Source organism: Parviterribacter multiflagellatus (assembly GCF_056863265.1).
This window is the reverse complement of sequence record NZ_JBXPIZ010000001.1, coordinates 509,238-534,092: the sequence shown is the minus strand read 5'-3', so window position 1 is coordinate 534,092 and position 24,855 is coordinate 509,238. Positions and strand designations below refer to the sequence as shown.

24 protein-coding genes and 1 pseudogene are annotated in these 24,855 nt (G+C 73.1%); 16 read left to right on the top strand and 9 right to left on the bottom strand.

The features are described from left to right. Positions 1–8: 8 nt before the first annotated feature. Genes AC1UE5_RS02345 through AC1UE5_RS02330 form a run of 4 tightly spaced genes read left to right on the top strand, consistent with a single transcriptional unit; the run spans position 9 to position 2,922 of the window. Entirely contained in the window at positions 9–1,235 is a 1,227-nt protein-coding gene (locus AC1UE5_RS02345; RefSeq protein ID WP_482920452.1) for an ROK family transcriptional regulator, read from the top strand. 10 nt (positions 1,236–1,245) lie between these two features. After that, positions 1,246–1,545 (top strand): antibiotic biosynthesis monooxygenase family protein, encoded by a 300-nt coding sequence (locus AC1UE5_RS02340; protein WP_482920451.1) that lies wholly within the window; start codon positions 1,246–1,248, stop codon positions 1,543–1,545. After that, a complete protein-coding gene (locus tag AC1UE5_RS02335; protein WP_482920450.1) occupies positions 1,542–1,940 on the top strand; it encodes a hypothetical protein in 399 nt (132 codons plus the stop codon). The genes AC1UE5_RS02340 and AC1UE5_RS02335 overlap by 4 nt, the downstream gene beginning before the upstream one ends. 7 nt (positions 1,941–1,947) lie before the next feature. Continuing rightward, positions 1,948–2,922 carry an LLM class flavin-dependent oxidoreductase gene (locus AC1UE5_RS02330; RefSeq protein WP_482920449.1) on the top strand — a complete coding sequence of 325 codons (975 nt, stop codon included), beginning with the start codon at positions 1,948–1,950 and terminating at the stop codon, positions 2,920–2,922. Positions 2,923–2,926: 4 nt separating this feature from the next. Here AC1UE5_RS02330 and AC1UE5_RS02325 read toward each other — a convergent pair whose 3' ends face one another. Together AC1UE5_RS02325 and AC1UE5_RS02320 are read right to left on the bottom strand one after the other, a co-directional pair. Further along, the gene (locus tag AC1UE5_RS02325) at positions 2,927–3,334 is read right to left on the bottom strand and encodes an Rv0361 family membrane protein (RefSeq protein WP_482920448.1); all 408 of its coding nucleotides are present in this window, start codon (positions 3,332–3,334) and stop codon (positions 2,927–2,929) included. A gap of 50 nt (positions 3,335–3,384) precedes the next feature. Then, positions 3,385–5,607 (bottom strand): winged helix-turn-helix domain-containing protein, encoded by a 2,223-nt coding sequence (locus AC1UE5_RS02320; RefSeq protein ID WP_482920447.1) that lies wholly within the window; start codon positions 5,605–5,607, stop codon positions 3,385–3,387. A 558-nt stretch (positions 5,608–6,165) separates the two neighbouring features. Between AC1UE5_RS02320 and AC1UE5_RS02315 the strand changes: the two genes are divergently transcribed. Both AC1UE5_RS02315 and moaA read left to right on the top strand, forming a co-directional pair. Continuing rightward, entirely contained in the window at positions 6,166–9,186 is a 3,021-nt protein-coding gene (locus AC1UE5_RS02315; protein WP_482920446.1) for a DUF7933 domain-containing protein, read from the top strand. 347 nt (positions 9,187–9,533) lie between these two features. Beyond that, positions 9,534–10,526 (top strand): GTP 3',8-cyclase MoaA, encoded by a 993-nt coding sequence (gene moaA / locus AC1UE5_RS02310; RefSeq protein WP_482920445.1) that lies wholly within the window; start codon positions 9,534–9,536, stop codon positions 10,524–10,526. Here moaA and mobA read toward each other — a convergent pair. After that, positions 10,523–11,074 (bottom strand): molybdenum cofactor guanylyltransferase, encoded by a 552-nt coding sequence (gene mobA / locus AC1UE5_RS02305; protein WP_482920444.1) that lies wholly within the window; start codon positions 11,072–11,074, stop codon positions 10,523–10,525. The genes moaA and mobA overlap by 4 nt on opposite strands. Further along, the gene (locus AC1UE5_RS02300) at positions 11,071–11,910 is read right to left on the bottom strand and encodes a crotonase/enoyl-CoA hydratase family protein (protein ID WP_482920443.1); all 840 of its coding nucleotides are present in this window, start codon (positions 11,908–11,910) and stop codon (positions 11,071–11,073) included. The genes mobA and AC1UE5_RS02300 overlap by 4 nt, the downstream gene beginning before the upstream one ends. 30 nt (positions 11,911–11,940) lie before the next feature. On the opposite strand from AC1UE5_RS02300, the gene AC1UE5_RS02295 reads away from it, so the two are divergent. Genes AC1UE5_RS02295 through AC1UE5_RS02285 form a run of 3 tightly spaced genes read left to right on the top strand, consistent with a single transcriptional unit; the run spans position 11,941 to position 14,655 of the window. After that, positions 11,941–12,501, top strand: coding sequence for a hypothetical protein (locus AC1UE5_RS02295; protein ID WP_482920442.1), 561 nt, complete (start codon positions 11,941–11,943; stop codon positions 12,499–12,501). A 60-nt stretch (positions 12,502–12,561) separates the two neighbouring features. Continuing rightward, complete coding sequence (locus AC1UE5_RS02290) at positions 12,562–13,356, top strand: esterase/lipase family protein (protein ID WP_482920441.1); 795 nt, start codon at positions 12,562–12,564, stop codon at positions 13,354–13,356. A gap of 51 nt (positions 13,357–13,407) precedes the next feature. Then, on the top strand, positions 13,408–14,655 hold the full coding sequence (locus tag AC1UE5_RS02285) for a S1 family peptidase (RefSeq protein WP_482920440.1): 1,248 nt from the start codon (positions 13,408–13,410) through the stop codon (positions 14,653–14,655). Here the strand turns inward: AC1UE5_RS02285 and AC1UE5_RS02280 are convergent. The 3 genes from AC1UE5_RS02280 to AC1UE5_RS02270 are packed head-to-tail and all read right to left on the bottom strand — an operon-like array spanning position 14,645 to position 18,540. Continuing rightward, on the bottom strand, positions 14,645–16,372 hold the full coding sequence (locus AC1UE5_RS02280) for an ABC transporter ATP-binding protein (protein WP_482920439.1): 1,728 nt from the start codon (positions 16,370–16,372) through the stop codon (positions 14,645–14,647). The genes AC1UE5_RS02285 and AC1UE5_RS02280 overlap by 11 nt on opposite strands. Before the next feature lie 60 nt (positions 16,373–16,432). Then, positions 16,433–17,119 (bottom strand): SGNH/GDSL hydrolase family protein, encoded by a 687-nt coding sequence (locus AC1UE5_RS02275; RefSeq protein ID WP_482920438.1) that lies wholly within the window; start codon positions 17,117–17,119, stop codon positions 16,433–16,435. Then, on the bottom strand, positions 17,116–18,540 hold the full coding sequence (locus tag AC1UE5_RS02270) for a DHA2 family efflux MFS transporter permease subunit (RefSeq protein ID WP_482920437.1): 1,425 nt from the start codon (positions 18,538–18,540) through the stop codon (positions 17,116–17,118). Before AC1UE5_RS02270 ends, AC1UE5_RS02275 begins: the two co-directional genes overlap by 4 nt. 56 nt (positions 18,541–18,596) lie before the next feature. On the opposite strand from AC1UE5_RS02270, the gene AC1UE5_RS02265 reads away from it, so the two are divergent. After that, positions 18,597–19,220: a TetR/AcrR family transcriptional regulator gene (locus tag AC1UE5_RS02265; protein ID WP_482920436.1), complete on the top strand. Its 624-nt coding sequence runs from the start codon at positions 18,597–18,599 to the stop codon at positions 19,218–19,220. Between the two features lie 34 nt (positions 19,221–19,254). Here AC1UE5_RS02265 and AC1UE5_RS02260 read toward each other — a convergent pair whose 3' ends face one another. After that, positions 19,255–21,060 carry a phosphoenolpyruvate carboxykinase (GTP) gene (locus AC1UE5_RS02260; protein WP_482920435.1) on the bottom strand — a complete coding sequence of 602 codons (1,806 nt, stop codon included), beginning with the start codon at positions 21,058–21,060 and terminating at the stop codon, positions 19,255–19,257. Between the two features lie 39 nt (positions 21,061–21,099). Continuing rightward, positions 21,100–21,618 carry a MaoC family dehydratase gene (locus tag AC1UE5_RS02255; RefSeq protein WP_482920434.1) on the bottom strand — a complete coding sequence of 173 codons (519 nt, stop codon included), beginning with the start codon at positions 21,616–21,618 and terminating at the stop codon, positions 21,100–21,102. 45 nt (positions 21,619–21,663) lie between these two features. Here AC1UE5_RS02255 and AC1UE5_RS02250 point away from each other — a divergent pair. The 6 genes and pseudogenes from AC1UE5_RS02250 to AC1UE5_RS02225 form a co-directional block, all read left to right on the top strand. After that, a pseudogene (locus AC1UE5_RS02250) lies at positions 21,664–21,762 on the top strand (hypothetical protein); the annotation flags it as partial. Positions 21,763–21,768: 6 nt separating this feature from the next. Continuing rightward, on the top strand, positions 21,769–21,909 hold the full coding sequence (locus AC1UE5_RS02245; protein WP_482920689.1) for a hypothetical protein: 141 nt from the start codon (positions 21,769–21,771) through the stop codon (positions 21,907–21,909). Beyond that, on the top strand, positions 21,906–22,277 hold the full coding sequence (locus tag AC1UE5_RS02240) for a type II toxin-antitoxin system VapC family toxin (protein WP_482920433.1): 372 nt from the start codon (positions 21,906–21,908) through the stop codon (positions 22,275–22,277). Before AC1UE5_RS02245 ends, AC1UE5_RS02240 begins: the two co-directional genes overlap by 4 nt. 63 nt (positions 22,278–22,340) lie before the next feature. Beyond that, positions 22,341–23,408 carry an HpcH/HpaI aldolase/citrate lyase family protein gene (locus AC1UE5_RS02235; protein ID WP_482920432.1) on the top strand — a complete coding sequence of 356 codons (1,068 nt, stop codon included), beginning with the start codon at positions 22,341–22,343 and terminating at the stop codon, positions 23,406–23,408. Beyond that, positions 23,405–24,349, top strand: coding sequence for an HpcH/HpaI aldolase/citrate lyase family protein (locus tag AC1UE5_RS02230; protein ID WP_482920431.1), 945 nt, complete (start codon positions 23,405–23,407; stop codon positions 24,347–24,349). Before AC1UE5_RS02235 ends, AC1UE5_RS02230 begins: the two co-directional genes overlap by 4 nt. A gap of 97 nt (positions 24,350–24,446) precedes the next feature. Next, the gene (locus AC1UE5_RS02225) at positions 24,447–24,848 is read left to right on the top strand and encodes an NUDIX hydrolase (protein WP_482920430.1); all 402 of its coding nucleotides are present in this window, start codon (positions 24,447–24,449) and stop codon (positions 24,846–24,848) included. The last annotated feature ends 7 nt before the right edge of the window (positions 24,849–24,855 follow it).

Sequence of the window (24,855 nt, the reverse complement as noted above, 5' to 3'; positions counted from 1 at the left end):
CGGGGCTCGTGTCCCCCAGCTACGGCACCAGCACCGCCATCCGCGAACGCAACGTCGCGACGGTCCTCGAGACCGTGCGTGCCCACGGGCCGGCGTCGCGGGCGGATCTCGCGCAGCGCACCGGGCTCTCGAAGCCGACCGTCGGCGGCGCGCTGCGGTCGCTGGAGGACGCCGGGCTCGTCCGCGAGTACGGCCGGACCACGGGCCGGCGCGGCCCGAGCGCCTCGCTCTACGAGCACGTCCCCGACGCCGTCCTCGTCCTCGGCGTCGACATCGGCGCCCGGTACGTCCGCGCCGTGCTCGCCGACCTCGACGGCGCCGCGCTCGAGGAGCTGACCCTGCGGCTCGAGCGCCCGCACGTCGACGAGGTGCTCTCCGTCATGCGCAGCGTCCGTGCGGCGCTGGGGGATCGCGCCGCGCGCACCGCGCTGGCGGTCGTCGGCTCCCCCGGCGTCGTCGATCCGGCGACCGGCCACATCGAGGCCGCGCCGAACATCCAAGGCTGGGAGGGCGTGCTGGCCGAGGCCGTGCTCAGCGACGCGCTCCAGATGCCGGTCCAGGTCGAGAACGACGTCAACCTCGCGGCACTCGGCGAGGCCGCGCACGGCGGCGGCCGCGGCGCCGCGTCGTTCGCGTACCTGTCGGTCGGGTCCGGTCTCGGCGCCGGGATCGTGCTCGACGGACGGCTCCACCGCGGCGCGCGGGGCGCCGCCGGGGAGATCGGCTTCCTGCCCGTCGGCGACGGCGACGGCGCCGCGGCGGCGGCGCCCGCGCAGGGCGGGCCGATGGAGGCGCGGCTGTCCAGCCGCGCGATCGTCGCGCTGGCCGAGGAGCTGTCCGCCGACCCCGCCCTCGCGACGCGGCTCGGGCCGCCGTTCGACGTGCAGGCCCTGTTCGACGGCGCGCGGCGCGGCGACGCGCTCGGGCGCGAGGTCGTCGCGGTGACCGCGCGGCGGATCGCGGCGTGCGTGGCCGCGGTCTGCGCCGTGGTCGACGTCGAGCTCGTCCTGCTCGGCGGCGGCATCGGCGCCAACGGCGACCTGCTGCTGCCCGGCGTGCGCGAGGCGGCCGCCGCGCTGCTCCCGGCCGCGCCCCGGATCGAGCAGGCCCACCTGGGCGACCGGGCGCTGCGCGACGGCGCCGTCGCGGTCGGCCTCGAGCTCGCCCGCGCGCAGACCGTGACGCGGGTCGTCGCGGCCGAGCAGGCGCCGACGTCCGCGCTCGGCGAGCGCTAGCGTCCGACGCGTGTACGTCTCCCTCTCGCGCCTGCGCGTCCCGGCCGAGCGCGCCGACGAGCTGGTGACCGCGTTCCGCGCCCGCGCCGGCCTGGTCGACGCGTTCGACGGCTTCGTCGACCTCGAGGTCTGGCAGAACGACCGCGACCCCGGTGAGCTGACGATGGTCAGCCGCTGGCGTGACCGCGACTGCTTCAAGACCTACATGAAGAGCCGCGAGCACCAGGTCAGCCACGACCGGATCGACCCCGACCTGGACGCGGCGATCAAGCTCGAGCGGCTCGAGCACCTCCACGTGGTCGCCCGGTGAGCGACGCCGCGCCCAGCCGCCGCCGCACCGATCCGCCGTCCGGCGCCGCGGCGCCGACGGAGGCAGAGGGGATCGCGCTGCTCTCGCTCGCCCAGCAGGTGACCGAGCGCTACGCGGACGCCTACCCGGACGAGGACGAGCGCTACGAGCCCGCGGTGTGGCGCGCATGGTGCACGCACGACGCGCAGTACCTGCTGCAGTGGGCGATCCTCGACACCGCCGGGACGGTGAAGCTCGACGAGCAGGTCGCGTGGCTCGCGCGCGTGCTCGCCGCGCGCGACTTCCCGCTCGACCGCCTGGCCCGCACGCTGGAGCTGTGCGCCGACGTCGTGGCGCCGCACAGCGAGGGCGCGGCCGCACGGCTGCGCGAAGTCGCGCCGACCGTGGCAGGCTGACGGCCCCATGGGCCTCGGATGCTTCGTGTCGGTCGGGCGCACGCTCGACCAGGCCGTCGACCGCGTCAAGCTCGCCGACGAGCTCGGCTACGAGTCGGCGTACGTCACGCACATCAACGCGCGCGACTCGCTGACCGTCATCACCCACTACGCGGCGCACACCGCGCGCGTCCGGCTCGGGCCGGGCGTCGTGCCGATCTACACGCGCACGCCGGCGACGATGGCGCAGGAGGCCGCGACGATCGACGAGATCAGCGGCGGGCGGCTGAACCTCGGCCTCGGCGTCTCGCACCGGCCGATCGTCGAGGGCTGGCACGGGCAGACGATCGAGAGGCCCGTCGCGGAGATGCGCGAGTACGTCGCGATCGTGCGCGCGATCCTCGCGGGCGAGGCGCCGCCGCGCGGCGAGAAGTGGCAGACCGGGATGCTGCTCGGGATGGAGCCGCCGGCCGACGTGCGGATCTACCTCGCGGGGCTGTCGCCGAAGATGCTGCGGCTGGCGGGCGAGGTCGCCGACGGCGTGATCCTCTGGCTCTGCGTGCCGGAGTACATCCGCGACGTGGTGATCCCCGAGCTGCGCGCCGGCCGCGAGAAGGCGGGCAAGACGCTCGACGGGTTCGACGTGGTGACCGCGGTGCCGTCCGCCGCCACCGACACGCCCGACGTCGCGTACGCCGTGCAGCGCCAGGCGCTCATCCCCTACTTCGGGCTCCCCTTCTACCGCGCGATGATCGAGCGCAGCGGCTTCGGCGAGGAGATCGAGGCGTTCGACGCGGCCGCGGGCGACGCGGAGGCGATGCCGGCGGCGATCTCCGACCGCTTCCTGCGCGCGCTGACGGCGGTCGGCACCGGCGACGACGTGCGCGCAGGCGTGCGGCGCTACGTCGATGCCGGCGTGACGTCGCCGTGCATCGGGCCGATCGCCAAGTGCGACTTCGAAGGCACGCTGCGCGCGGCGGCCGGGAGCGCGGCGGCGGCGTGACCGCCTAGCTGGCGAGCGCCACGATCCGCCAGCCGTCGTCCTCCTTGACGAGGCGGACCGTGTCCTCGGACGGCTTCTGGTTGGCGGCGGACGAGCGCACCCTCGCGGTCGCGGTCGCGCCGTCGACCTCGACGCTGCGGACCTCGATCTTCGGGTCCTTCGCCTCGCCCAGGTCCGAGCGGCTCAGCGCGGCCTCGCACGGCAGCACCTTCGCGACCTCCTGCACCAGTTTGGTGGCGAACACGTCGTCGCACAGGCGCTGGTAGTCCTTCTGCTCGGTTCCCTGGACGAACGCGTCGAGCGTCTCGCGGACGGCGGCCTCCTCGTCCTCCCCTCCGCACGCGGCGACGATGGAGGCGGTGGCGGTGGCGAGCAGGACGGCGGCGAGCAGGCGGACGCGGGCGCGGGACATCGCCCCGGAGCGTACGCGCCGGCCGGCCGGATCGTGCCGGTCGGCGCCGCCTACAGCAGTCCGCGCCGGCGGGCGGCGGCGATCGCCTCGCCGCGGTTGGTGGCGCCGAGCCGGCGGTAGAGCCGGCGGGTGTGGCTCTTGATCGTGTGGATGGTGACGAACAGCTCGCCCGCGATCGCCTCGAGCGTCAGGCCGCGGGCCAGCAGCTCCAGGACGCGCTGCTCGGCCGCGGTCGGCGTGCTGCCGACGAGCGTGTCGTCGGCGCGGCGTTCGAGGAGCGCCTCCACCGCGGCCGCCCGCTGCTCCAGGATGCCGACGTCGGGGAACTGGCCGAGCAGCCGCCGCCCGTGCGCCACCGCGCGGCGGGCCTCGACGCGCTCGTGGCGGGCGAGGTGGACCTCCGCGCGGAGGATGAGCGTGAGCGCGTGGTGGATCGAGCCGGGATGGCGGCCGGTCACCGCCTCCAGGTGGTCGAGGACGTGGCGCGCGGCGTCGAGGCGCCCGCACAGGCGCAGGGCGTCGGCCTGGGCCTGGAACGCGATCGAGAACGCGAGCTGCTCGCCGCGCTTGTGCCGGTGCGCGAGCGCGACGGCGCGGTCGGCGTGGCTGCGCGCCGCGTCGCCGTCGCCCTCCTGCGCGGCGCACAGCGCCAGCGTCGCCCACGCCCAGCTCTTGCTGAGCGGGTAGACCATCGCGTCCAGGTGCCGCTCGACGATCGCCTGGCCCGCTGCCGGGTCGCCCGCGAAGAAGAGCACCAGGCCGAGCTGGCCGGCGAGCGAGTGGCGCAGCTCCGGCGGCGCGGCGCGCAGCTCCTCGTAGGCGCCCCAGCCGAAGCGCACCCCCTCGCCGATCCGCCCGAAGAACGGCCACACGCGCGCGGCGTCGGCGATCCGCGCGACGCCGGGCGCGTCGCGGGCGTCGTCCATCTCCTGCCAGCGCTCGTAGACCAGCGACGGCTCGGCGCCGTCGAGCTGGAGCGTGTAGAGCCGCGCCGCGGCGGTGAACGGCCCGAACGCGCCGCGGTCCGCGGGCATCGCGTCGATCAGGCGGCGGACGGTCTCGTGACGGCCGTGGCCGAGCATGCGCGGCGCGGCGTCGTGCAGCACCCGCGCGGCCAGCTCGCCGTCGCCCGCCAGGCTCGCGTGGGTGATGGCGCGCTCGGCGTGCCCCGCCTGCGCGAACCACCGCGCGGCCCGCAGGTGCAGCTGCGCGACGACGGCGGGCGGCCGGGCGTCCAGCTCGCTGCGCAGCACCTCGGCGAGCACCGGATGGCAGCGGTACCGCGCGACGTGGTGCGGGTCGTCGCGCTCGACCGGCAGCAGCAGGTTCGCCCGCCGTGCGTCGGCCAGCAGCTCACGGGCGCCCGGGATGCCGGCGATCGTCTCGCACAGCGAGGCGTCCAGCTCGACCACGATCGCGGTACGCACGAGCAGCTCGCGCAGGTCGGCCGGGAGCTGGTCGAGCACCTCCTCGACCAGGTACTCCTCCATCAGCGCTCCCGCGCTGCCGAGCGCCTCCGAGACGCTGCGGCCGTTCGCCTCGGCCAGCGTCGTCGCCACGAACGCGAGCCCCGCCGGCCACCCGGCGACGCGCGCGTCCACCCGCTCGAGCTCCGCGGCGTCGAGCCGGAGCCGCAGGCGGTCGCGCAGCAGCGCCGCCGACTCCTCCCGCGTGAACGCGAGCTCGCGCACGCCGAGCACGACCGCGCCCGCGGCGCGGCGGCGGCTCAGGCGCAGCGGCGGGACCGTGCGGCTCGCGATGACGACGTGCGCGCAGGGCGGCGCGGTGTCGAGGAAGGCGAGCAGCGCCCGGTGCCCCGCGGGGTCGACGACGTGGTGGTAGTCGTCGATGACGATCGCCAGGCCGTCGCCCGCGTGCTGCTCGAGCGCGTTGACGACGAGCGGCACGACGCTGTCGACGAGCCCCGCACCGCCGCGCAGCGCGAACCGCGCCGCCTGCAGCGCCCCGGGCACCACGCGGTCCAGCGCGGCGATCAGGTGCTCCCACAGCCGCCGCGGCTCGTCGTCGCCCGCGTCGAGCGTCAGCCACGCGACCGGCATCGTCGCCGTCCGTGCCCACAGCGCGAGCGTCGTGGTCTTGCCCCAGCCGGCCGAGGCGGTGACCAGCGTGAGCGGCTCCCCGGCGGCGTGCGCCACCAGCTCCGCGACCCGGTCCCGCACCAAGGCGTTCGGCCGCACCCGCGGCGGCGTGATCTTGGCGAGGACCACCGGCGCGTCGAACTGCGAGACCTGAACCACCTCTGTTCTGCTCATCACTGCCACATCTGCCCCTGCTGGCGAAGTGCGACGTGCCCGACCCGCTCGGGACGTCGTCGTCCCATGTTTATCGCCGGGGCCCGACGCTCCCCCCGGTTTCATCCGGATGAAATCACCGCTCTCTGGGCCCGCCATAGCGCGCTTGGGGCGATGGTGCGCGTCATCCGTATGAGACGCCGCGTGACGGGCGCGAAGCCTGCGCGAACCTGCCCATCGGTGAGCAGGCCTGACGCCTGCGCGCCACGTGTCGCAGCGGCAGCGCGCCAAGCGCGCCGGCGGCGCTGACTCATGTTCATCCGGTCGATCTTCGGCCCTCGCCCTTTCCGGTGACCCAGGCCGACGGCTACGGTGGCCGCGCTCCAAGCCGCTCACCGGAACGACGGGCACGAACCCGACCTCTCACGGGACGGAGGCGGCGCAAGGCAGGACGGCGCGTACGCACGCCGTGCACCACATCCCCAAGGCAGGGGGCATCGTCACGGTCGGGGGGCCACGGCGCGAGCGCGGCGCGGTCACCCCCGCCGTGACGGCGCCTGCGCTCATCCGGAGGTTCGCATGTTCAAACTCAGGTCGAGGGCCGTAGGGCTCGGCCTCGCGCTGCTCGCCGTGTTCACGGTGGGAGCCGGCACGGCGGTCGCCGCGCCCGGCACGCCAGGCACGCCGCAGGCGCCGGTCGTCGCCTACGACGAGCCGTTCGAGAACGGCGTCGCGGCCACGCCCGTGCCGCTGACCGCCTACACCGGCGCGTCCGGCACGACGTACCGGGCCGACGCCCCGTGGCTCATCAACTGCAACGGCGTGATCCTCGAGTTCGCCTCCCCCGACGCCGCCCAGGGCGCCAGCGGGTGCGCGCTGGCCGTCGACTACGGCAACGTGCGGCAGATGGCGTGGGCGCTGGGCAACCTGCGCGGGATGGCCAACCCGGCCGTCAACCACGCGGTGACGGCGATGACCGAGGGCAACCCGGGCGCCGATCTGATCCAGTTCGAGACGACCTCGCCGATCCCGCTGCCGACCAACGGCCGCTACCTGACGTTCTCGGTCGACGCGACCGAGACGAACTGCCACGCCAACCACGCGCTGTACGAGTTCTACCTCGTCGACGGCGCGACGGAGATCCCGACGTTCACGACGCCGATCGAGCCGTGCGCCGATCCGCGGGCGCGCACGATCACGGTGCCCCCGGTGGGCACGAACCCGGCCAAGGACTACCTGACCGGCAGCTTCGCCGGCAACCGCGCGGTCCTGTTCACCGGCTCCGAGCTCGGCATCCGCATGCGCAACGCGCAGGGCAGCGGCACCGGCAACGACGCCGCGTTCGACAACATCCGCGTCCTCGACGCGACGCCGCAGCTCGACAAGGCGTTCAGCCCCACCGTGCGGGAGCTCGGGCAGACGTCGCGGCTGACGTTCACGATCACCAACACGTCCGAGCTGGCGGCCAAGCCGGGCTGGTCGTTCACCGACAACCTGCCGGCCAACCTGCGCGTCGCCGACACGCCGAACGCGTCGACCACGTGCGCCAACGGCACGGTCACGGCCGCCGCCGGCGCGACGTCGATCGGCGTCGCGGGTGACCTCAACGCCGGCGAGGCCGCGTGCACGGTGGCGGTCGACGTGACCGCGACCGTCGCCGGGACGTACACCAACGGCCCGGACAACATCGTCCCCAACGGCCTCAACCCGCCCGGCACCACGACCGTCACGTTCCGGGCGGCGGACGTCTCGATCGCCAAGCGGGCGCTCAGCACCCCGGCGATCCCGGGCGCCGAGATCACGTACGAGCTCGTCGTCCGCAACGACGGCCCGGACGCCGCGCCGAACGTGCGCGTCTCCGACCCGCTGCCGGCGGGCCTCACCTTCCGCTCCTCGTCGCCGGAGTGCGCGGCGACCGGGTCGACCGTGAGCTGCGCGGCCGGCACGCTCGGCGTCGGTGAGTCGCGGACCTTCCAGGTCACGGCGACGCTCGCGGCCGACATGGCGGCGGGCACGCTCACCAACACCGCGACCGTCGGCAGCGACCTGCCCGACCCGGACCCGTCGGACAACACGTCCACGACGACCGTGCCCGTCGAGCCGCAGGCCGACCTGTCGATCGTCAAGCGCGCGCTGTCCGACACGGTCGTCCCGGGCCGCACGATCAAGTACCAGCTGGTCGTCACCAACAACGGCCCGAGCGTCGCGAAGAACGTCAAGGCCACCGACCCGCTGCCCAAGGGCCTGAGCTACGTCTCGAGCACCGAGGGCTGCACGAACGCCGACGGCACGGTCACCTGCACGGTCGCGTCGCTGGCGCCGGGCGAGTCGCGGACGTTCGAGATCACCGCCCGTGCGGCGGCGTCCGTCACCGACCGCGTGGCCAACACCGCCAAGGTCGACAGCGACACGAAGGACCCGGACCCGGGCAACAACACCAGCACCGGCGACGTGCCGCCGAGCCCCGAGGCGGACCTGTCGATCGACAAGGTCCCGTCGGTCGCGTCCGTCACGGTCGGCGAGCAGCTGTTCTACACGCTGGTCGTCAAGAACGACGGGCCCAGCGACGCCCAGAAGGTCGTCGTCACCGACACCGCGGCGACCGGTCTGACGCTCGTCTCCGCCAAGGCCAGCCAGGGCAGCTGCACCGTGACCGCCGCGAAGGTCACCTGCAACGTCGGCACGGTCGAGGCGGGCGGGACGATGCAGGTGCTCGTCTCCGCGCGGGCCGACCACGCCGGCACGCTGAAGGACTCGGCGTCGGTCGAGTCGCCGACCAAGGACCCGGACCCGAAGGACAACACCGACGACGAGGAGACGCCCTCGAACCCCGGACCGAAGGACCCGGAGGCCGACCTGGCGATCGAGAAGACCTCCAACCGGTCGACCGTCACGTCGGGCACGATCACCTACACGCTGCGGGTGACGAACAAGGGCCCGGGCGCCTCCACGGGCGTGCAGGTCATCGACACGCCGAGCCTCCCGATCCGGGTCCGCTCGGTGAAGACGACGGTCGGCAAGTGCGGCACGAAGGTGCCGATCACGTGCGACCTCGGGACGCTGGCGCCGGGCGCCAGGGCGACGATCACGGTCGTCGCGCAGCCGATGGCCGCCGGGACGCTGCGCAACAGCGCCAGCGTCACGGGTGACCAGCCCGACCCGAAGACGGACGACAACATCGACGGCGCGATCACGAACGTGCGTGGCCGGCTGGCGATCACGAAGGTCGCCGACCGCCGGACGGTCGCCGCCGGGAGCACGGTGTCGTACCGGATCAAGGTGACGAACACCAGCGCGTTCGCGCTCACCGGCGTGCGGGTGTGCGACGACCTGCCGTCCGGGCTGGTCTACGTCTCCTCCACCCCGCGGGCCAGGCTCTCCAGCGGCAAGTACTGCTGGACGATCGCGAGCCTCGGCGCCAAGAAGAGCCGGGCGTTCACGATCGAGGCCCGGGCCCTGAGCGGCTCCGGCGGGCGCAAGGTCAACATCGCGACGGCGAGCGCGCCGGGCGCCCGTGGGGCCAAGGCCCGCACGGCGACCGACACGGCAGCCGTCCAGGTCCTGGGAGCGCAGGCCCGCGCCGGTGGCGTGACCGGCTGACGCTCCCTCGTCGCCAACGGGTGCGGCCCGGCTCCCCCCGCGGGGCCGCACCCCGGTGACACGTCGCGATGGCGGTGGCGCACCGCCGCCATCCCGATCAACCGGATCTCTGACCGATCGGCTGAGTGTGGATCTGCGCTCTTTGCGCGATACCTCACATGAGCCGCCCACCTCGCCTCCCGGTCACATCTTCCCCCACCGGAGCCGGCGCGGTCACGGACAGAACGGCTCCCAGGGAGCACCGCTGCGGTGGCGAGGTACCGCCCCCTCCTCGCCGCCGCGGCGGTCGCTCCTCATCCTTGGAACCCACGAGGTGCACGGTGGACGCGGCCGGTAGGCTCGTGCGCATGGCAGTCGAGCCCCTCCGCGACGGGCACGGCCGGGTCATCGGGGACCTGCGGCTCTCGGTCACCGACCGCTGCAACTTCCGCTGCCAGTACTGCATGCCCGCCGAGGGCCTGCCGTGGCTGGAGCGCTCGGAGGTGCTGAGCTTCGAGGAGATCGAGCGGCTCGTCGCGCTGTGCGCGCGGATGGGCGTCCACTCGGTCCGGCTGACCGGCGGCGAGCCGCTGGTGCGGCGCGACTTCCCGCAGCTGGCGGGGATGCTCGCCCCGCTCGTCGACGACCTGGCGATCACGACGAACGGCTACCTGCTCGAGCGCGACGCGGCCGCGCTGATCGACGCGGGCGTGAAGCGGTTCAACGTGTCGATCGACTCGCTGCAGCGCGACCGCTTCTTCGAGATGACGCGCCGCGACGCGCTCCCCCGCGTGCTCGGCGGGCTCGACGCCCTGGCCCACGTCGCCGGGGCGGAGCACACGATCAAGATCAACGCCGTCGGGCTGCGCGGCTTCACGGAGAACGAGGTCGTGCCGTTCGCCGAGTTCGCCCGCACCCACCCGTACGAGGTGCGGTTCATCGAGTTCATGCCGCTCGACGCCGACCACGCGTGGGACATGGACAAGGTGCTCACCGGCGAGGAGATCCGCGCGGCGATCGACGCGGTGCACCCGCTCGAGCCGGAGCCCCGCGAGCCCCACGCCACCGCCCGCGTCTACCGCTTCGCCGACGGGCAGGGCCGCATCGGCTTCATCAACCCCGTCAGCGAGCCCTTCTGCGGCGACTGCGACCGCATCCGCCTCACCGCCGACGGCAAGCTCCGCACCTGCCTCTTCTCCGTCAACGAGACGGACCTCCGCGCGCCGCTGCGCGCGGGCGCCACCGACGCCGACCTCGAGCAGCTCATCCGCGACGCCGTCTGGCGCAAGGAGCTCAAGCACCGCGTCAACGAGCCGGGCTTCGTCCAGCCGGCCCGCACGATGTCCGCCATCGGCGGCTAGCGCGCGGCCAGCACCGCCTCCGCGGCCGCGAGGTCGTCGGGGGTGTTGACGTTGAGGAGCGTTCCCGCGGGAACGTCGAACGTGGGGAGCTCGAGGCGCTCGACCGTGCGCGTGAGGGGCTCGTCGGGCGGGGCCTGCTCGAGGGCGGCGAGCGCGGACGGCGGGTAGACGCCGCAGAGGGGTTGGAGGCGGCCGCCGGGGTCACGGGCCAGCGCGCCGGCGTCGCGGAGGGCGACGAGGACGTCGCGGGGGACGAGCGGGAGGTCGACCGCGAGCACGAGCGCGGGGCCGGGCTCGGCGTAGCGCAGGGCGCTGACGATGCCGTGGCGCGGGTGGTGGTCGTCGTCCTCGTCGGGCCAGAAGGGCGCGGTGATGCGCTCGGGGAGCGGCGTCTCGGGCTTGGCGACCACGACCACCTCGTCGAGGCCGGCGCCGCGCAGCGCGGCGATCGCGTGCTCGACCAGCGGCCGCCCCGCCAGCTCCACCGTGGCCTTACCGGCGCCGCCGAGGCGCGCGCCGCGGCCGCCGGCCAGGACCGCGCCGATCACGCCGTCCGCGGCCCTTCGCCGTAGTCGCCAAACGGCGCGTCGCGCTCGCGCACCGCGCCCCGCACGTCGTCCATCGCGCGGCGCGTGAAGTCGACGCCCTCGGGCGTGTGGCGGGCGGCGCCGTCGAGCATCGTCCCGAGCAGCTGCGTCTGGCGCAGGCCCATCGCCTCGATCGTCTGGTTGACGAGCAGCTTCATCATCCGCAGCTGGTTCGCCGGCAGCTGCGCGACCCGCTGCGCGAGCGCGAGCGCGGCCTCGTCCAGCTCCGCCTCCGGCGCCGCCTCGCTCGCCAGCCCCCACTCGACCGCGCGCCGTCCGTCGAGCGCGTCGCCGGTCAGCAGCAGGCGCTTGGAGCGCTCCAGCCCGAGCCGGTACGTCCACATCGCGGTCGTCGGCGAGCCCCACACGCGCGCCGGCGGGTAGCCGATGCGGCAGTCCTCGGCGCACACGATCAGGTCCGAGCACAGCGCGAAGTCCGTTCCCCCGCCGACGCAGTAGCCGTGGACCTGCGCGACGACGGGCTTGGGCGAGTCCCACAGCTGCTTGTAGGCGTCGACGAAGCGGCCGATGCCGGCGAGGTCGGCCATCGGATCCCACGGCTTGTCGCCCTCGGCCGCCTCCATCCACTCGGCGCCCCAGCCGATGTCGTAGCCGGCGCAGAACGCGCGCCCGGCGCCACGCAGGCGGATCACCCGGACGTCGCCGTCGGCCCACGCGCGCCGCAGCGCGGTGTCGAGGTCGGCGATCAGCTCCTCGGTGATCGCGTTGAGGCGGTCGGGCCGGTTCAGCGTGAGCGTCGCGACGCCCCGCTCGGCCTCGTACAGCACGGTGGTCACGCGGCAGAGTGTCGCCAATAGACTCGAACCATGTCGACGGAGACCACGCCCGCCTGGCTTCGCTGCTACCGCTGCTGGTCGCAGGATCTCGAGGTCCAGGTCCACTACGAGGGCATCCACAAGATCGACCCCGACACGGGGGAGCGATCGGAGGTCGTCGACGAGATGCAGGAGGCGATCGTGCAGTGCCTGGAGTGCATGCACGACCAGCCGCACCTCGGGTTCGTCGACGGGCGCGTGCAGCCCATCGAGGACCGGTGGGAGCGGATGATCGCCGGCACACCGTGGGTCGCGTCGGTCACCGTGACGGTCGACGCCGACGACGTCGAGACGTGCAGCGGTCCGGAGGCCGGCGACGCCCTGAGCTACGCCGCGTTCGGCGACCACGGCACGCGCGAGTTCTTCACCCACGTGCGCTTCCACAAGCACGAGGACGACAAGATCGTCGTCCACCTGCTGGTCGAGCTCTACGCGCGCGACCTCGACGAGGCGACCTCGGTCCTCGAGGACGCGGCGCGCGGCTCGCTCACGATCACCTCGCTGGCCGAGGAGTCCCGCCCGCCGGCGGCCACCGGCGACGAGCGCCACTAGAGCCTCCCACGTACCCCGCAAGCGGCGCGGGGCGCGCCGCGATGCCGGACCCTTCCGGACATGCGTCGTTCTCTGTCCGTGCTGCTCGCCACCGCCGCCGTCGCGCTGCTGGGTTCCAGCGCCACCGCGGCCGCCCAGTCACCCGGCATCCCGCCGCCGGGGACGAACGACTACTCGTGCCGGTCGACCGCGCACCCGACGCCCGTGATCCTCGTCCACGGGACGTTCGCGGACATGACGATCAGCTGGAACCTGATCGCGCCGCGGCTGAAGGCCGAGGGCTACTGCCTGTTCGCCCTCGACCTCGTGCGGCGCGGCACCGCGCCGATGGACGAGTCGGCCGACAAGCTCGCCGCGTTCGCGCGGGACGTGCTGGCGCGGACGGGCGCGGCGAAGGTCTCGTTCGTCGGCCACTCGCAGGGCGGGATGCTCCCCCGGTACGTGGCGAAGTTCCGTGGCCTACTGGAGCAGACGGAGGACATCGTCGGCCTCGCGCCCTCCAACCACGGAACGGTGCAGCCGCTCGCTGTGCCCGCCGGCGTCATCTGCCCCGCGTGCCTGGAGCAGCTGGCCGGCTCGGCGTTCATGCAGCGCCTCAACGCGCCACCCGAGGCGCCCGAGCCGATCGACTACACCAACGTCACCACGCGCTACGACGAGGTCGTCATCCCGTACACCTCCGGCTACCTGTCCGGCCCGGCCGAGGTGACGAACGTCGCCCTGCAGGACCGCTGCCCGCTGCGGCCGGTCGAGCACCTCGGGATCATCTACGACCCCCTCGCGGTGCGCTGGATCCTCAACGCCCTCGGCCGCACCGGCCCGGCGGATCCCGCCTACCGCCCGAGCTGCCTCTGAACTGGCGCATCTGACGCGCAAGGGTGGGAGCCTCCTGGCGTTGTGCTGAACATGCGCCGGCTGCTCCCACCCGTCATCGCGGTCGTCCTCCTGGCGACCGTGCCCGCCACCGCGTCCGCCATCGTCGGCGGGACGAAGACGACCCGCGACTGGCCGCACATGGCCGGGATGGAGTTCAAGGCGCCGAGCGACGCCGAGTGGGCGTTCCGGTGCGGCGGGTCGCTGATCCGGCTGGACGTCGTGCTGACCGCGGCGCACTGCGTGGACGCCGAGGACGGCGGGACGGAGCCGGCGGGGCAGTTCCGGTTCCTGCTGGGGACGAAGCAGCGCAGCGTGGGCGGCGAGCGGATCGCCGCGACGCAGATCCTCGAGCACCCGAACTACGACGCGAGCGGCGGCGACGGCTCCGACGTCGCGCTGGTCAAGCTCGCGAGCCCGTCGACGCTCGGCTCCCCCATCGCCGTCGCGACGTCGAACCAGTACGCCGCCGGGAACGCGGCGATCGTGATCGGCTGGGGCACGCAGTTCTTCGGCGCGCCGGACGTCCCGGACGAGCTCTACGAGGCGGACGTGCCGCTGGTGGCCGACGACGACTGCGCACTGGCGTACGGCATCACCGGGCTGCTGATCGGCCGGCCCGACGCGCCGACCGCGATCTGCGCGGGCCACCTGCTCGGCGGCAAGGACTCGTGCCAGGGCGACTCCGGCGGGCCGCTGATGGTCAACCACGGCGGCGGCTGGCTGCTCGTCGGCACCGTCTCGTACGGCCTGGGCTGCGCGTTCCCGACGCAGTACGGCGTCTACGGCGAGGCGGGCGGCGACGCGCTGCGCCCGTGGATCGAGCAGCACGCGTCCGCGCTCTCCACCGCCGACGACCCGCCCGCGCCCGCACCTGCCGCGCCCGCACCGGGCGCCGCCGCACCCGTGGCGGCGACGTCGAGCTCGTCCAAGCCGGCCAAGTCCGTCGCGTCGAGCGCCACGGCGAAGAACGCGATCGCGCGCGCGAAGCTGACGCTCCCCAAGAAGCGTCTGGGCAGCGCGTCGGACGCCAACCGGATCGGCACGCTCGACATCTCGATGCGCACCTCCGCCTTCCTCACGAACGTGACGATCTCCGTCGTCCGCGGCGGCAAGACGCTCGCCTCGAAGAAGCTCGCGACGCTCGCGCCCGGCCCGCAGCGGATCTCGCTCGTGGTGCGGCGCAAGCTCCGCGCCGGGACGGTGACGCTGAAGGTCGTGGGGACCGACGCGGCCGATCGCCGGGTGACGGCCTCGCGCCGGCTGAAGCTCAGCCGCTGAGGGCGGCCAGCTCGGCGAAGCGCCCGCCGCGCTCGACGAGCTCGTCGTACGTGCCGCGCTCGGCGATCTCGCCGTCGGCGAGGACGACGATCTGGTCGGCGTCGCGGACGGTCGAGAGGCGGTGCGCGATGGCGATCGTCGTGCGCCCCTCGGCGAGGTCGTCGAGCGCGATCTGCACCGCGCGCTCGGTCTCGTTGTCGAGGGCGCTCGTCGCCTCGTCGAGCAGCAGGATCGGCGGGTTGCGGAGGATCGTGCGGGCGATCGCGATGCGCTGCTTCTCGCCGCCGCTGAACCGGTACCCGCGCTCCCCCACGACCGTGTCGTAGCCCTCCGGCAGCGACGCGATGAAGTCGTGGATGCGGGCCGAGCGCGCCGCCTCCTCGATCTCCGCGTCGGTCGCCTCGGGGCGGGCGAAGCGCAGGTTCTCCCGAACCGACGCGTGGAAGAGGTACGTCTCCTGCGAGACGAGCCCGACCGTGCGGGCCAGCGACGCGAACGTCAGGTCGCGCACGTCGACGCCGTCGATCGTCACGCGGCCGCGGGTCGGGTCGTACAGGCGCGCGACGAGGTAGGCGAGCGTCGTCTTGCCGGAGCCCGTCTCGCCCACGATCGCGGTCGTCGTGCCGGGCTCGACGACGAGGTCGATGCCGCGCAGGATGGTTGCGTCCTCGCCATAGGCGAAGGCGACGTCCTCGAACGCGACCTCGCCCCGCACCGGCTCGTCGAGGTCCCGCGCGCCCGGGCGCTCGGCGATGTCGACGTCCAGGTCCAGGTACTCGAAGATCCGCTCGAACAGCGCGAGCGACGTCTGCACGTCGACGCTGACGTTGAGCAGCTGGCCGATCGGGAAGAAGAGCCGCGTCTGGAGCGTCGTGAACGCGACGAGGGTGCCCAGCGAGATCGAGTCGCTCCCGCTCGAGATCGCCATCCCGGCGAACAGGTAGACGAGCGCCGGCATGATCGCGAACGACATCTGCACGGTCGCCATCCGCCAGCGGCCGGCCATGCGAGAGAGGACCTCGAGGTCGGCCAGCTCGGCCGACTCGCGCGTGAAGCGGTCGGCGAGGTCGGGCGCGCGGCCCATCGTCTTGCCGAGCAGGATGCCGCTGACGCTGAGCGACTCCTCGACGAGCGAGCTCATGTCGGCCATCCGCCCCTGCCGCACCGACGCGATGCGCTTGCGCTCGCGCCCGACACGCCGCGTCAGGTAGACGAAGAACGGCAGCAGGATCAGGCTGAAGAGCGCCAGCCGCCAGTCCAGCAGCACCATCGCCGCGATCGTCGCGAGCACCGTGGTGACGTTGGAGACGATCGAGGTGGCGGTCGACGTGACGACGTTCTGCACGCCGCCGATGTCGTTCGCGATGCGCGACTGCACCTCGCCCGTGCGCGTGCGCGTGAAGAACGCGAGCGACATCCGCTGCAGGTGGCGGTAGACGTCCGCGCGCAGGTCGTGCATCACGCGCTGCCCGACGACGTTGGACAGCCACGTCTGCCCCACCCCGATCACGCCGGTGGCGATCGCGACGGCGACCATCCCGCCGACCAGCCACGCGAGCAGCGTCGTGTCCGCGTTGGGGATCGCGTCGTCGAGCACCTCCTTGAGGAGGAACGGCGACACCATCCCGAGCCCGGCCGACAGGATGATCAGCGCGAGCACCGCGCCCAGCCGCGCCCGGTAGGGGCGGAAGAGCGCGGTGATGCGAGAAAGTTGCAAACCTCAACCATCGTAGCTCGCCGCCGCGCGCCCCGGGGCGAGGGGCGCGCGGCGGCAGGGTCAGCGGTCGAGGGCGGCGCGGAGCACCTTGACCGTCTCCGTCGCGACCACCGCGTGGCCGTGGGCGGTGAGGTGGATGCGGTCGGAGGCGTAGAGGGCCGGGTTGGCGCACGCCGGGTGCCCGCGCATCGCCACGAGCAGCGCGTCGTGGCGCTCGGCGACCGAGCGGACGACGCCGGCGAGGACGCGCATGCCCGCGTCGAAGAGCGGGACGTGCTCGGCGGGCACGAGCCCGGCCTTCGTCATGTCCATGAACTCGATCAGCACGACGTCCGCGCCCGCCGCGCGCAGCGGCCCGACCATCGCGTCGAGCTCGGCCTCGACCGCGTCAGGGTCGAACCCGCGACGCATCGCGTCGTTGCCGCCCGCGGACAGGATCACGAGGTCGGGCTGGGACGCCACCGCCGCGGCGAGCTGCTGCTCGCGGACCTCCCGCGCAAGCAGGTTGCGCCGCCCGAGGTTGACCTCCGACACGCTCCCGAGCGCCGCGACGATCCGGTCCGTCCACGACAGGTCGCGCCAGCCGGGCGACGGCTCCCGCACACCCTCCGCGACGCTGTCGCCCATGACCACCAGGCGCCGCCACGGATGGCCGGCGACCATCGCCGCCAGCTCGTCGTCGGGCCGCACGTAGGGGTCGTGCTCGAACGCGACGGCGACCGCGCCGGCGATGTCGCGCGGGGTCATCGCCGCGCCTCCCGCACGAGCAGGGCGCCCACGACCGCGACACCCGCCGTCGCGATCGTCACGAACCAGTAGACGTCGAGGTACGGGGCGGGATCGCCGCCCGCATCGGCCAGCAACGCCGCCAGCGCCGCGACGCCGAGCGCGCCGCCCACCTGCCGCGCCGTCTGGTTGAGCCCGGTGCCCGCCGCGAACTGCGCGGGCGGCACGCTCAGCGCGGCGGCCGTCGAGATGCCCGTCGTGATCGCCCCCGTGCCGATGCCGATCGGCAGTGCGAGCGGGAGCCAGAACGCGAGGAACGCCGGGTCCTCCGGCAGCCACAGCGCGGGGATCGCGCCGGCCACCGCGAGCACGACGGCGCCGACGAGCACGACGGGCCCCGGCCCGAACCGTGCGACCAGCGGCCCTGCCCGCAGCGCCACGATCGCTGCGACGATCGCGCCCGGCGTCATCGCCAGCCCAGCCTCGAGCGGCGTGTAGCCCCACACGCCCGTCAGCACGAGCACGCCGAGCAGCAACCACGGGAAGAGCGCGGTGCCGTAGAGCAGCGACCCGACGTTGGCGAGCGCGAACCGCCGCGTGCGCCACAGGTCGATGTCGATCGCCGGCGTCGCGTGCGTCTGCGACCGCACGAGCGCCCCGACCACGAGCAGCGCCGCGACCCCGAGGCATGCGACGGTCCGCCCGTCGCCCCACGACCACTCCGACGCCTGCGTGATGCCGAGCGCCGCCAGGCCGACGCCCGCGCCGAGCAGCAGGGTCCCAAGCGCGTCCGGGAGCCGCGCGCCGTCCCGCGGCGCGGCGGCCGGCAGGTACCGCGCGCCGACGAGGATCGCCGCGGAGAACGGCACGGTCACGAGGAAGAGCGAGCGCCACCCGAGCGTGTCGACCAGCACACCGCCGAGCGCCGGCCCGGCCGCGGCCGCCAGCGCGCCGGCCGCGCTCCAGGCTCCGATCGCCGCGGCACGGCGCTCGGGCGGCGTGTCGGCCAGCACGACGGCCAGCGAGGCCGGGATCATCACCGCCGCGGACACGCCCTGCAGCGCCCGCGCGACGAGCAGGACGCCCAGCGACGGCGCCGCAGCGCACGCGACCGAGAAGAGCGTGAAGCCGCCGACGCCCCAGACGAGCAGGCGGCGCCGCCCAACGACGTCCGCGAGCCGCCCGGCCGGAGCCAGCAGCGCCGCGAACGCGACCGCGTAGAGCGTGATCACCCACGTCGCGTCGGTCACCGACGCGCCGGCGAACTCGCCCTGCAGGTCGGCGACCGCGAGGTTCGCCACGGTGGCGTCGAGGAGGGCGAGGAACGCCGCGCCGGACGCCACCCCGAGGGCGACGGAGGCGGTGGCGGGACGCGCGCGGCGCGAGGCGACGGGCGCGGTGGCGGTGGTGCTGGTGGCTATGTCCGAGGAAGAAAAAAGCACGATCGGTCGTGCTTTGTATCAGATGGACGAACGGTCGTGCTACTTTTCCGGTCGGAATGAGCCCGGTATCCGAGACCGACGGCCGCAAGGTGAAGGGCAAGCGGACACGCGAGTCGATCCTCGACCGCGCCGCCGACCTCGCCTCCGTCGAGGGCCTCGAGGGCCTCACGATCGGGCGCCTGGCCACGGAGCTGGGCATGAGCAAGAGCGGGCTGTTCGCCCACTTCGGCTCCAAGGAGGAGCTGCAGCTCGCGACGATCGAGGCCGCGACACGCAAGTTCTCCGCGCACGTCATCGAGCCGTCGCGCGACATGCCCCGCGGCCGCGCCCGGCTGGAGCAGGTGCTCGACGGCTGGCTCGCCTACTACCGCGGCGAGGTGTTCAACGGCGGCTGCTTCTTCACCACCGTGTGGACGGAGTTCGAGAGCCGTCCCTCCACCCCGGTCCGCGACGCGCTCATCGCGCAGAAGACGAGCTGGCACCGCTTCCTGACGGCGGAGATCCGCAAGGCGCAGGAGGCGGGCGACCTCGATCCCCAGGCCGATCCGGCGCAGATCGAGTTCGAGCTGGACGCGCTCGGCTCAGCCGTGACGCACGGCTACCAGCTGCTGCACGACCCGACGGTCTTCGACCGTGCGCGGCATGCGCTGTGGGCGCGCCTGGACGCGCTCGCCCCCTGACCCCAGCGGGCGAGCGCGCCGTCAGGCAGACGCGTCAGGCGTGGAGGCGATCCTCCAGCGCGTCGAGCTGCCGCGTGATCTCCGCGGGCAGCCGCTCGCCGAACTTGGCGAGGTGCTCCTTGACCTGCGGGAGCTCGGCCTTGACCGACTCCGGATCCACCGTCAGGAGCTGGTGGAGCGCGTCGTCGGAGAGCGAGAGGCCCTCGAGGTCGAGGTCGTCCTCCGCCGGCACGAGGCCGATCGGCGTCTCGACCGCCTGGCCCTCGCCGTCGCAGCGGCGGAAGACCCACTCGAGGACGCGCGAGTTCTCGCCGAAGCCCGGCCAGAGGAACTTCCCGTCGTCGTCCTTGCGGAACCAGTTGACGTAGAAGATCTTCGGGAGCTTCGCGCTGTCGCCCTTGGCGCCGATGTCCAGCCAGTGCTGGAAGTAGTCGGCCATGTTGTAGCCGCAGAACGGCAGCATGGCGAACGGGTCGAACCGGAGCTGACCGACGGTGCCGAAGGCCGCCGCCGTCATCTCCGACGACATCGTCGCGCCGAGGAACACGCCGTGGTTCCAGTCGAACGACTCCCGCACGAGCGGCACCGCCGTCGCACGGCGGCCGCCGAACAGGAACGCGTCGATCGGGACGCCGGTCGGGTCCTCCCACTCCGGCGCCATCGTCGGCGCCTGCGCGGCGGAGACGGTGAACCGGGCGTTCGGGTGCGCGGCCGGATGGTCGCTCTCCGGCGTCCAGTCCTGGCCGTGCCAGTCGATGGCGTGCGCCGGCGGGTCGTCGGTGAGCCCCTCCCACCACACGTCACCGTCGTCGGTGAGCGCGCAGTTGGTGAAGATGGCGTTCGACTTGACCGCCTCGATGGCGTTCTCGTTCGTGTCGTGACCCGTGCCCGGGGCGACGCCGAACAGGCCGGCTTCGGGGTTGATCGCGTAGAGCCGGCCGTCGTCGCCGAACTTCATCCACGCGATGTCGTCGCCGACCGTCTCGACCTTCCAGCCCTCGATCGACGGGATGAGCATCGCCAGGTTCGTCTTGCCGCACGCGCTCGGGAACGCGCCGGTGATGAACTTGACCTTGCCCTCCGGCGAGGTGAGCTTGAGGATGAGCATGTGCTCGGCCATCCAGCCCTCGTCGCGGGCGATGACCGAGGCGATCCGGAGCGCCAGGCACTTCTTGCCCAGCAGCGCGTTGCCGCCGTAGCCCGAGCCGTACGACCAGATCTCGCGCGTCTCGGGGTAGTGGACGATGTACTTCGTGTCCGCGTTGGTCGGCCACGCGACGTCCGCCGCCCCCTCCTCCAGGGGCGCGCCGATCGTGTGGACGCACGGGACGAAGTCGCCGTCCGCGCCGAGCACGTCCAGGGCCTTCTTGCCCATGCGGGTCATGATCCGCATCGACACCGCGACGTACGCCGAGTCGGTGACCTGGACGCCGATCTCGCTCTTGTCCGAGCCCAGCGGGCCCATCGAGAACGGGATCACGTACATCGTGCGGCCCTTCATCGAGCCCTTGAACAGCGGCTCGAGGGTCGCCCGCATCTTCTGCGGGTCCTCCCAGTTGTTCGTCGGGCCGGCGTCCTCCTGCTTCTCGGAGCAGATGAACGTGCGGTCCTCGACGCGGGCCACGTCGCTGGGATCCGACCACGCCAGGTAGCTGTTCGGCCGCTTGGCGTCCGAGAGCCTGCGGAACGTCCCGTGCTCCACGAGCAGCTTGCAGAGCGCGTCGTACTCCTCCGCCGAGCCGTCGCACCAGTGCACGTCTACCGGCTGCGTGAGCTGGGCCATCTCGTCGACCCAGGCGAGCAGCTTGGCGTGCGTGGTCGGGACAGTCGTGGTGCTCACGGTCTCACTCCCAGAGTTGCTCCGAATCCGGGCATCTAATCAGGAACCGGGGTTCTTCTTGGGCACCAGCACGAGGCGCTTGAACTCCGCCACGAGGGTGCCGTCCTGGTTCAGGACCCGGGTGTGGACCTTGACCGTGCCGCGATCGGGCTTCGAGCGCGACGCCTTCTTCTCCAGGACCTCCGTCTCGGCGAACAGCGTGTCGCCGTGGAAGACCGGGTTCGGGTGCGACAGGGACTCCGTCGCGAGGTTCGCGATCGCCTTGCCGGAGATGTCCGAGACGGACATGCCCAGGGCGAGCGAGTAGACGTACGGGCCGACGACGACGTTCTTGCCCTGCTGCGACTGCGACGCGTACACGTCGTTGATGTGCAGCGGGTGGTGGTTCATCGTCAGGAGGCAGAAGAGGTGGTCGTCCCCCTCGGTGACCGTCTTCGCGGGCCAGTGCTTGTAGACCGCGCCCTCCTCGAACTCCTCGAAGTAGCGGCCGTACTGGTGTCCGCCGGACGCCTCGCGCTCGGCCTGGTCGGTCGTGAATCCGTCAGTGGTAGTGCTCATCGTTTCAGCGGGCTCCTTCGCTGTAGGGCGATGTAGGGTTACATCATGGCCCATCGGATGCAGATCACGTTGGCCGACCGGCAGTACGAGCGTCTCCGGAGGGAGTCGGAACGTACAGGCGCGTCGCTCGCGGAGCTGGTCCGCAGGGCCGTGGACCGAGCTTATGGCGCGGACCTGTCGTTGGAGGAGAAGCGGCGGCTGCTCCACGAGACGGCCGGCGCGCTCGACGGCAACGGCGCCGCGGCCCGTGACGCGGCGTTCCTCGACGGCGACCAGGAGGGCCGCCTGTGACCTACGTCGTGGACACCACGCTGCTCCTCGACCACCTGCGCGCGAACCCGGGTGCCACGCGCGCGTTCGACGACGCGCTGGCGTCCGGCCGGCGCCTGACCGGCAGCGTGCTGACGCGGATCGAGCTGCGCCGCGGCCTCGGCGAGAGCGCGCGGCCCGCCGTCGAGGCGGTCGACCTGCTGCTGGACTGGATCGCGGTGGACCACGAGATCGCCAACGCAGCGGCGGACCTGGCCTTGCGCTACGGCGACGCGATCCCCTCCGTGGACTACGTCGTGGCGGCCACCGCGCAGCGCCTCGGCGCCGACCTCCTCACCCGCGACCCGGCCCGCTACCCGATGTTCACGGGCCTCCGCGCGCCGTACTGAGGAGCTCGTTGACCCGCGGATCAACGCGGTGTCAAGCCAACTTTGCGTAGTGTCAGGAGCCTCATGCGCCACGCACGTGACTTCTTCAAGCCGCTCGCCATCGACGCACCTGAACCGCTCCGTGAGATCCCGGTCCTCCCGTCCCGGATGATCCACTTCCTCGACTTCTCGAACGAGAAGATGGTCGCCAAGGCGCCGGACATCGCACCGACGGTGGACATCCTCCTCGGGAACCTCGAGGACGCCGTCCCGGCCGACCGCAAGGAGGCCGCGCGCGCGGGGCTGATCAAGGTCGGCGCCGAGCTCGACCTGGGCGACACGCAGCTGTGGACGCGGTGCAACTCGCTCGAGTCGCCGTGGGTGCTCGACGACCTCACCGAGCTGGTCGCGAACATCGGCAACAAGCTCGACGTGATCATGGTCCCGAAGGTCGAGGGGCCGGAGGACATCCACTACGTCGACCGGCTGCTCGCGCAGCTCGAGGCCAAGCACGGCGTCACGCGCCCGATCCTCGTGCACGCGCTGCTGGAGACCGGCCGCGGCGTCGCCCGCGTGGAGGAGATCGCGAACGCCTCGCCGCGCATGCAGGGCATGTCGCTCGGCCCGGCGGACCTGGCCGCGTCGCGCCGCATGAAGACCACGCGCGTCGGCGGCGGCCACCCGGGCTACCGCACGATCGAGGACCCGGCGCCGGGCGCCGAGGTCACCGATCCGCGCACGTCGTACATGCAGGACCCCTGGCACTACACGCTCGCCCGCATGGTGGACGCGTGCACGGCCGCCGGCATCCTCCCGTTCTACGGCCCGTACGGCGACATCAAGGACACCGTCGGTTGCGAGGCGCAGTTCCGCGCCGCGTTCATCCTCGGCTGCGTCGGCACGTGGTCGCTGCACCCGGTCCAGATCGGCATCGCGAAGAAGGTCTTCTCCCCCGACCCGGAGGAGGTCGCGTGGGCGAAGAAGGTCATCGAGGCGATCCCGGACGGCCGCGGCGTGCACATGATCGACGGCAAGATGCAGGACGACGCGACCTGGAAGCAGTCGAAGGTCATGGTCGACCTGGCCGAGATGCTCGCGCGCAAGGACGCCGACCTGGCCGAGGCGTACGGCTTCTCGGGGTCGGCTGCGTGAGCACCCAGCACCAGCGTCCGCGGCGCACCTGCCACGCGGTCCCGGGCTCCAACGAGAAGTTCCTGAGCAAGGCCCCCGGGCTCGACGCCGACCAGGTCTTCCTCGACCTCGAGGACGCCGTCGCGCAGTCCGAGAAGGAGGCCGCGCGCGGGAAGGTGATCGAGGCGCTCAACAGCCTCGAGTTCCCCGAGCGGATGACCGTCGTCTACCGCGTCAACGGCACCGACACGCCGTACTACTACCGCGACCTCATCGACGTGGTCGAGCACGCCGGGCAGCGGATCCACGCGGTGATGCTGCCGAAGGTCCAGACGCCCGGCGACGTCGAGATGACCGACAAGCTCCTGACCCAGATCGAGCTGGCGAAGGGCTGGGAGGTCGGGCGGATCGGCATCGAGGCGCAGATCGAGGACGCCAAGGGCCTGATCGCGTGCGAGCAGATCGCCACCGCGTCGCCGCGGATGGAGACGCTGATCTTCGGCCCGGGCGACTACAGCGCGGCGATCGGCATCCCGATCACGACGATCGGCGGGACGCCCGAGGGCTATCCCGGCGACCACCTGAACTACCTGTACTCGCGGCTGGTCGTCGCGGCGCGCGCCGCCGGCATCCAGGCGATCGACGGGCCGTACGCGGCGTTCAAGGACGAGGAGGGCCTGCGCACGCGCGCCCGCCTGGCCCGCGCGCTCGGCCTCGACGGCAAGTGGACGATCCACCCGGCGCAGATCGCGACGGTGAACGAGGTCTTCACGCCGTCGGTCGAGGAGTACTCGCGGGCGGAGAAGATGCTGGCCGCGTACGCCGAGGCGGCGGACGCGGGCGGCCGCGGCGCCGCGATGTTCGACGGCGAGATGATCGACGAGGCGAACCGCAAGATGGCCGAGCGCATCGCGCAGGCCGGCCGGGCCGCCGGGCTCGAGGTGGCGGCCGACGCCTCCTGAGCTGCTGCTCGGATCGCTGCGCCGCCGGCCCCGGTCGGCGGCGCTGCTCCGCCTCGGCTACCGCGTCGCGTACCGGGGCCTCCAGCTCTACGCGCTCGTGCGGCGCCCCGAGGTGCGGGGCGTGATGATCGTCGTGTCCGACGACACCGGTCGCGTGCTGCTCATCCGCCACACGTACGGCGACCGGGCGCGGTGGGACTTCCCCGGCGGGTGGATCCAGCGGGGCGAGCCGACGCCCGTCGCGGCGGCGCGCGAGCTGCGCGAGGAGGTCGGGCTCGACGTCGCGGTGGAGGCGGTCGGCGCGGTCGACGGCGACTGGGACTTCAAGCACGAGCACCTCTCGTACTTCGCGGCGCGGATGCCCGCGGGCGCGCGCGAGGCGTACGACCCGATCGAGATCAGCGAGGTCGGCTGGTTCGATCCGCACCTGCCGCCGGTGACGCTCGGGCGCGGGAGCGCGGCGGTGCTCGGCGCGTTCCTGGCCGCGCGCCGGTCGTAGTCTCGGA

Bases quoted from the DNA above. Each gene is read 5' to 3' on its own strand.
- AC1UE5_RS02330 (WP_482920449.1), top strand. From the start codon at position 1,948: ATGGGCCTCGGATGCTTCGTGTCGGTCGGGCGCACGCTCGACCAGGCC.
- AC1UE5_RS02325 (WP_482920448.1), bottom strand. From the start codon at position 3,334: ATGTCCCGCGCCCGCGTCCGCCTGCTCGCCGCCGTCCTGCTCGCCACC.
- AC1UE5_RS02320 (WP_482920447.1), bottom strand. From the start codon at position 5,607: ATGAGCAGAACAGAGGTGGTTCAGGTCTCGCAGTTCGACGCGCCGGTG.
- AC1UE5_RS02315 (WP_482920446.1), top strand. From the start codon at position 6,166: ATGTTCAAACTCAGGTCGAGGGCCGTAGGGCTCGGCCTCGCGCTGCTC.
- moaA (WP_482920445.1), top strand. From the start codon at position 9,534: ATGGCAGTCGAGCCCCTCCGCGACGGGCACGGCCGGGTCATCGGGGAC.
- AC1UE5_RS02295 (WP_482920442.1), top strand. From the start codon at position 11,941: ATGTCGACGGAGACCACGCCCGCCTGGCTTCGCTGCTACCGCTGCTGG.
- AC1UE5_RS02290 (WP_482920441.1), top strand. From the start codon at position 12,562: ATGCGTCGTTCTCTGTCCGTGCTGCTCGCCACCGCCGCCGTCGCGCTG.
- AC1UE5_RS02285 (WP_482920440.1), top strand. From the start codon at position 13,408: ATGCGCCGGCTGCTCCCACCCGTCATCGCGGTCGTCCTCCTGGCGACC.
- AC1UE5_RS02275 (WP_482920438.1), bottom strand. From the start codon at position 17,119: ATGACCCCGCGCGACATCGCCGGCGCGGTCGCCGTCGCGTTCGAGCAC.
- AC1UE5_RS02265 (WP_482920436.1), top strand. From the start codon at position 18,597: ATGAGCCCGGTATCCGAGACCGACGGCCGCAAGGTGAAGGGCAAGCGG.
- AC1UE5_RS02255 (WP_482920434.1), bottom strand. From the start codon at position 21,618: ATGAGCACTACCACTGACGGATTCACGACCGACCAGGCCGAGCGCGAG.
- AC1UE5_RS02235 (WP_482920432.1), top strand. From the start codon at position 22,341: ATGCGCCACGCACGTGACTTCTTCAAGCCGCTCGCCATCGACGCACCT.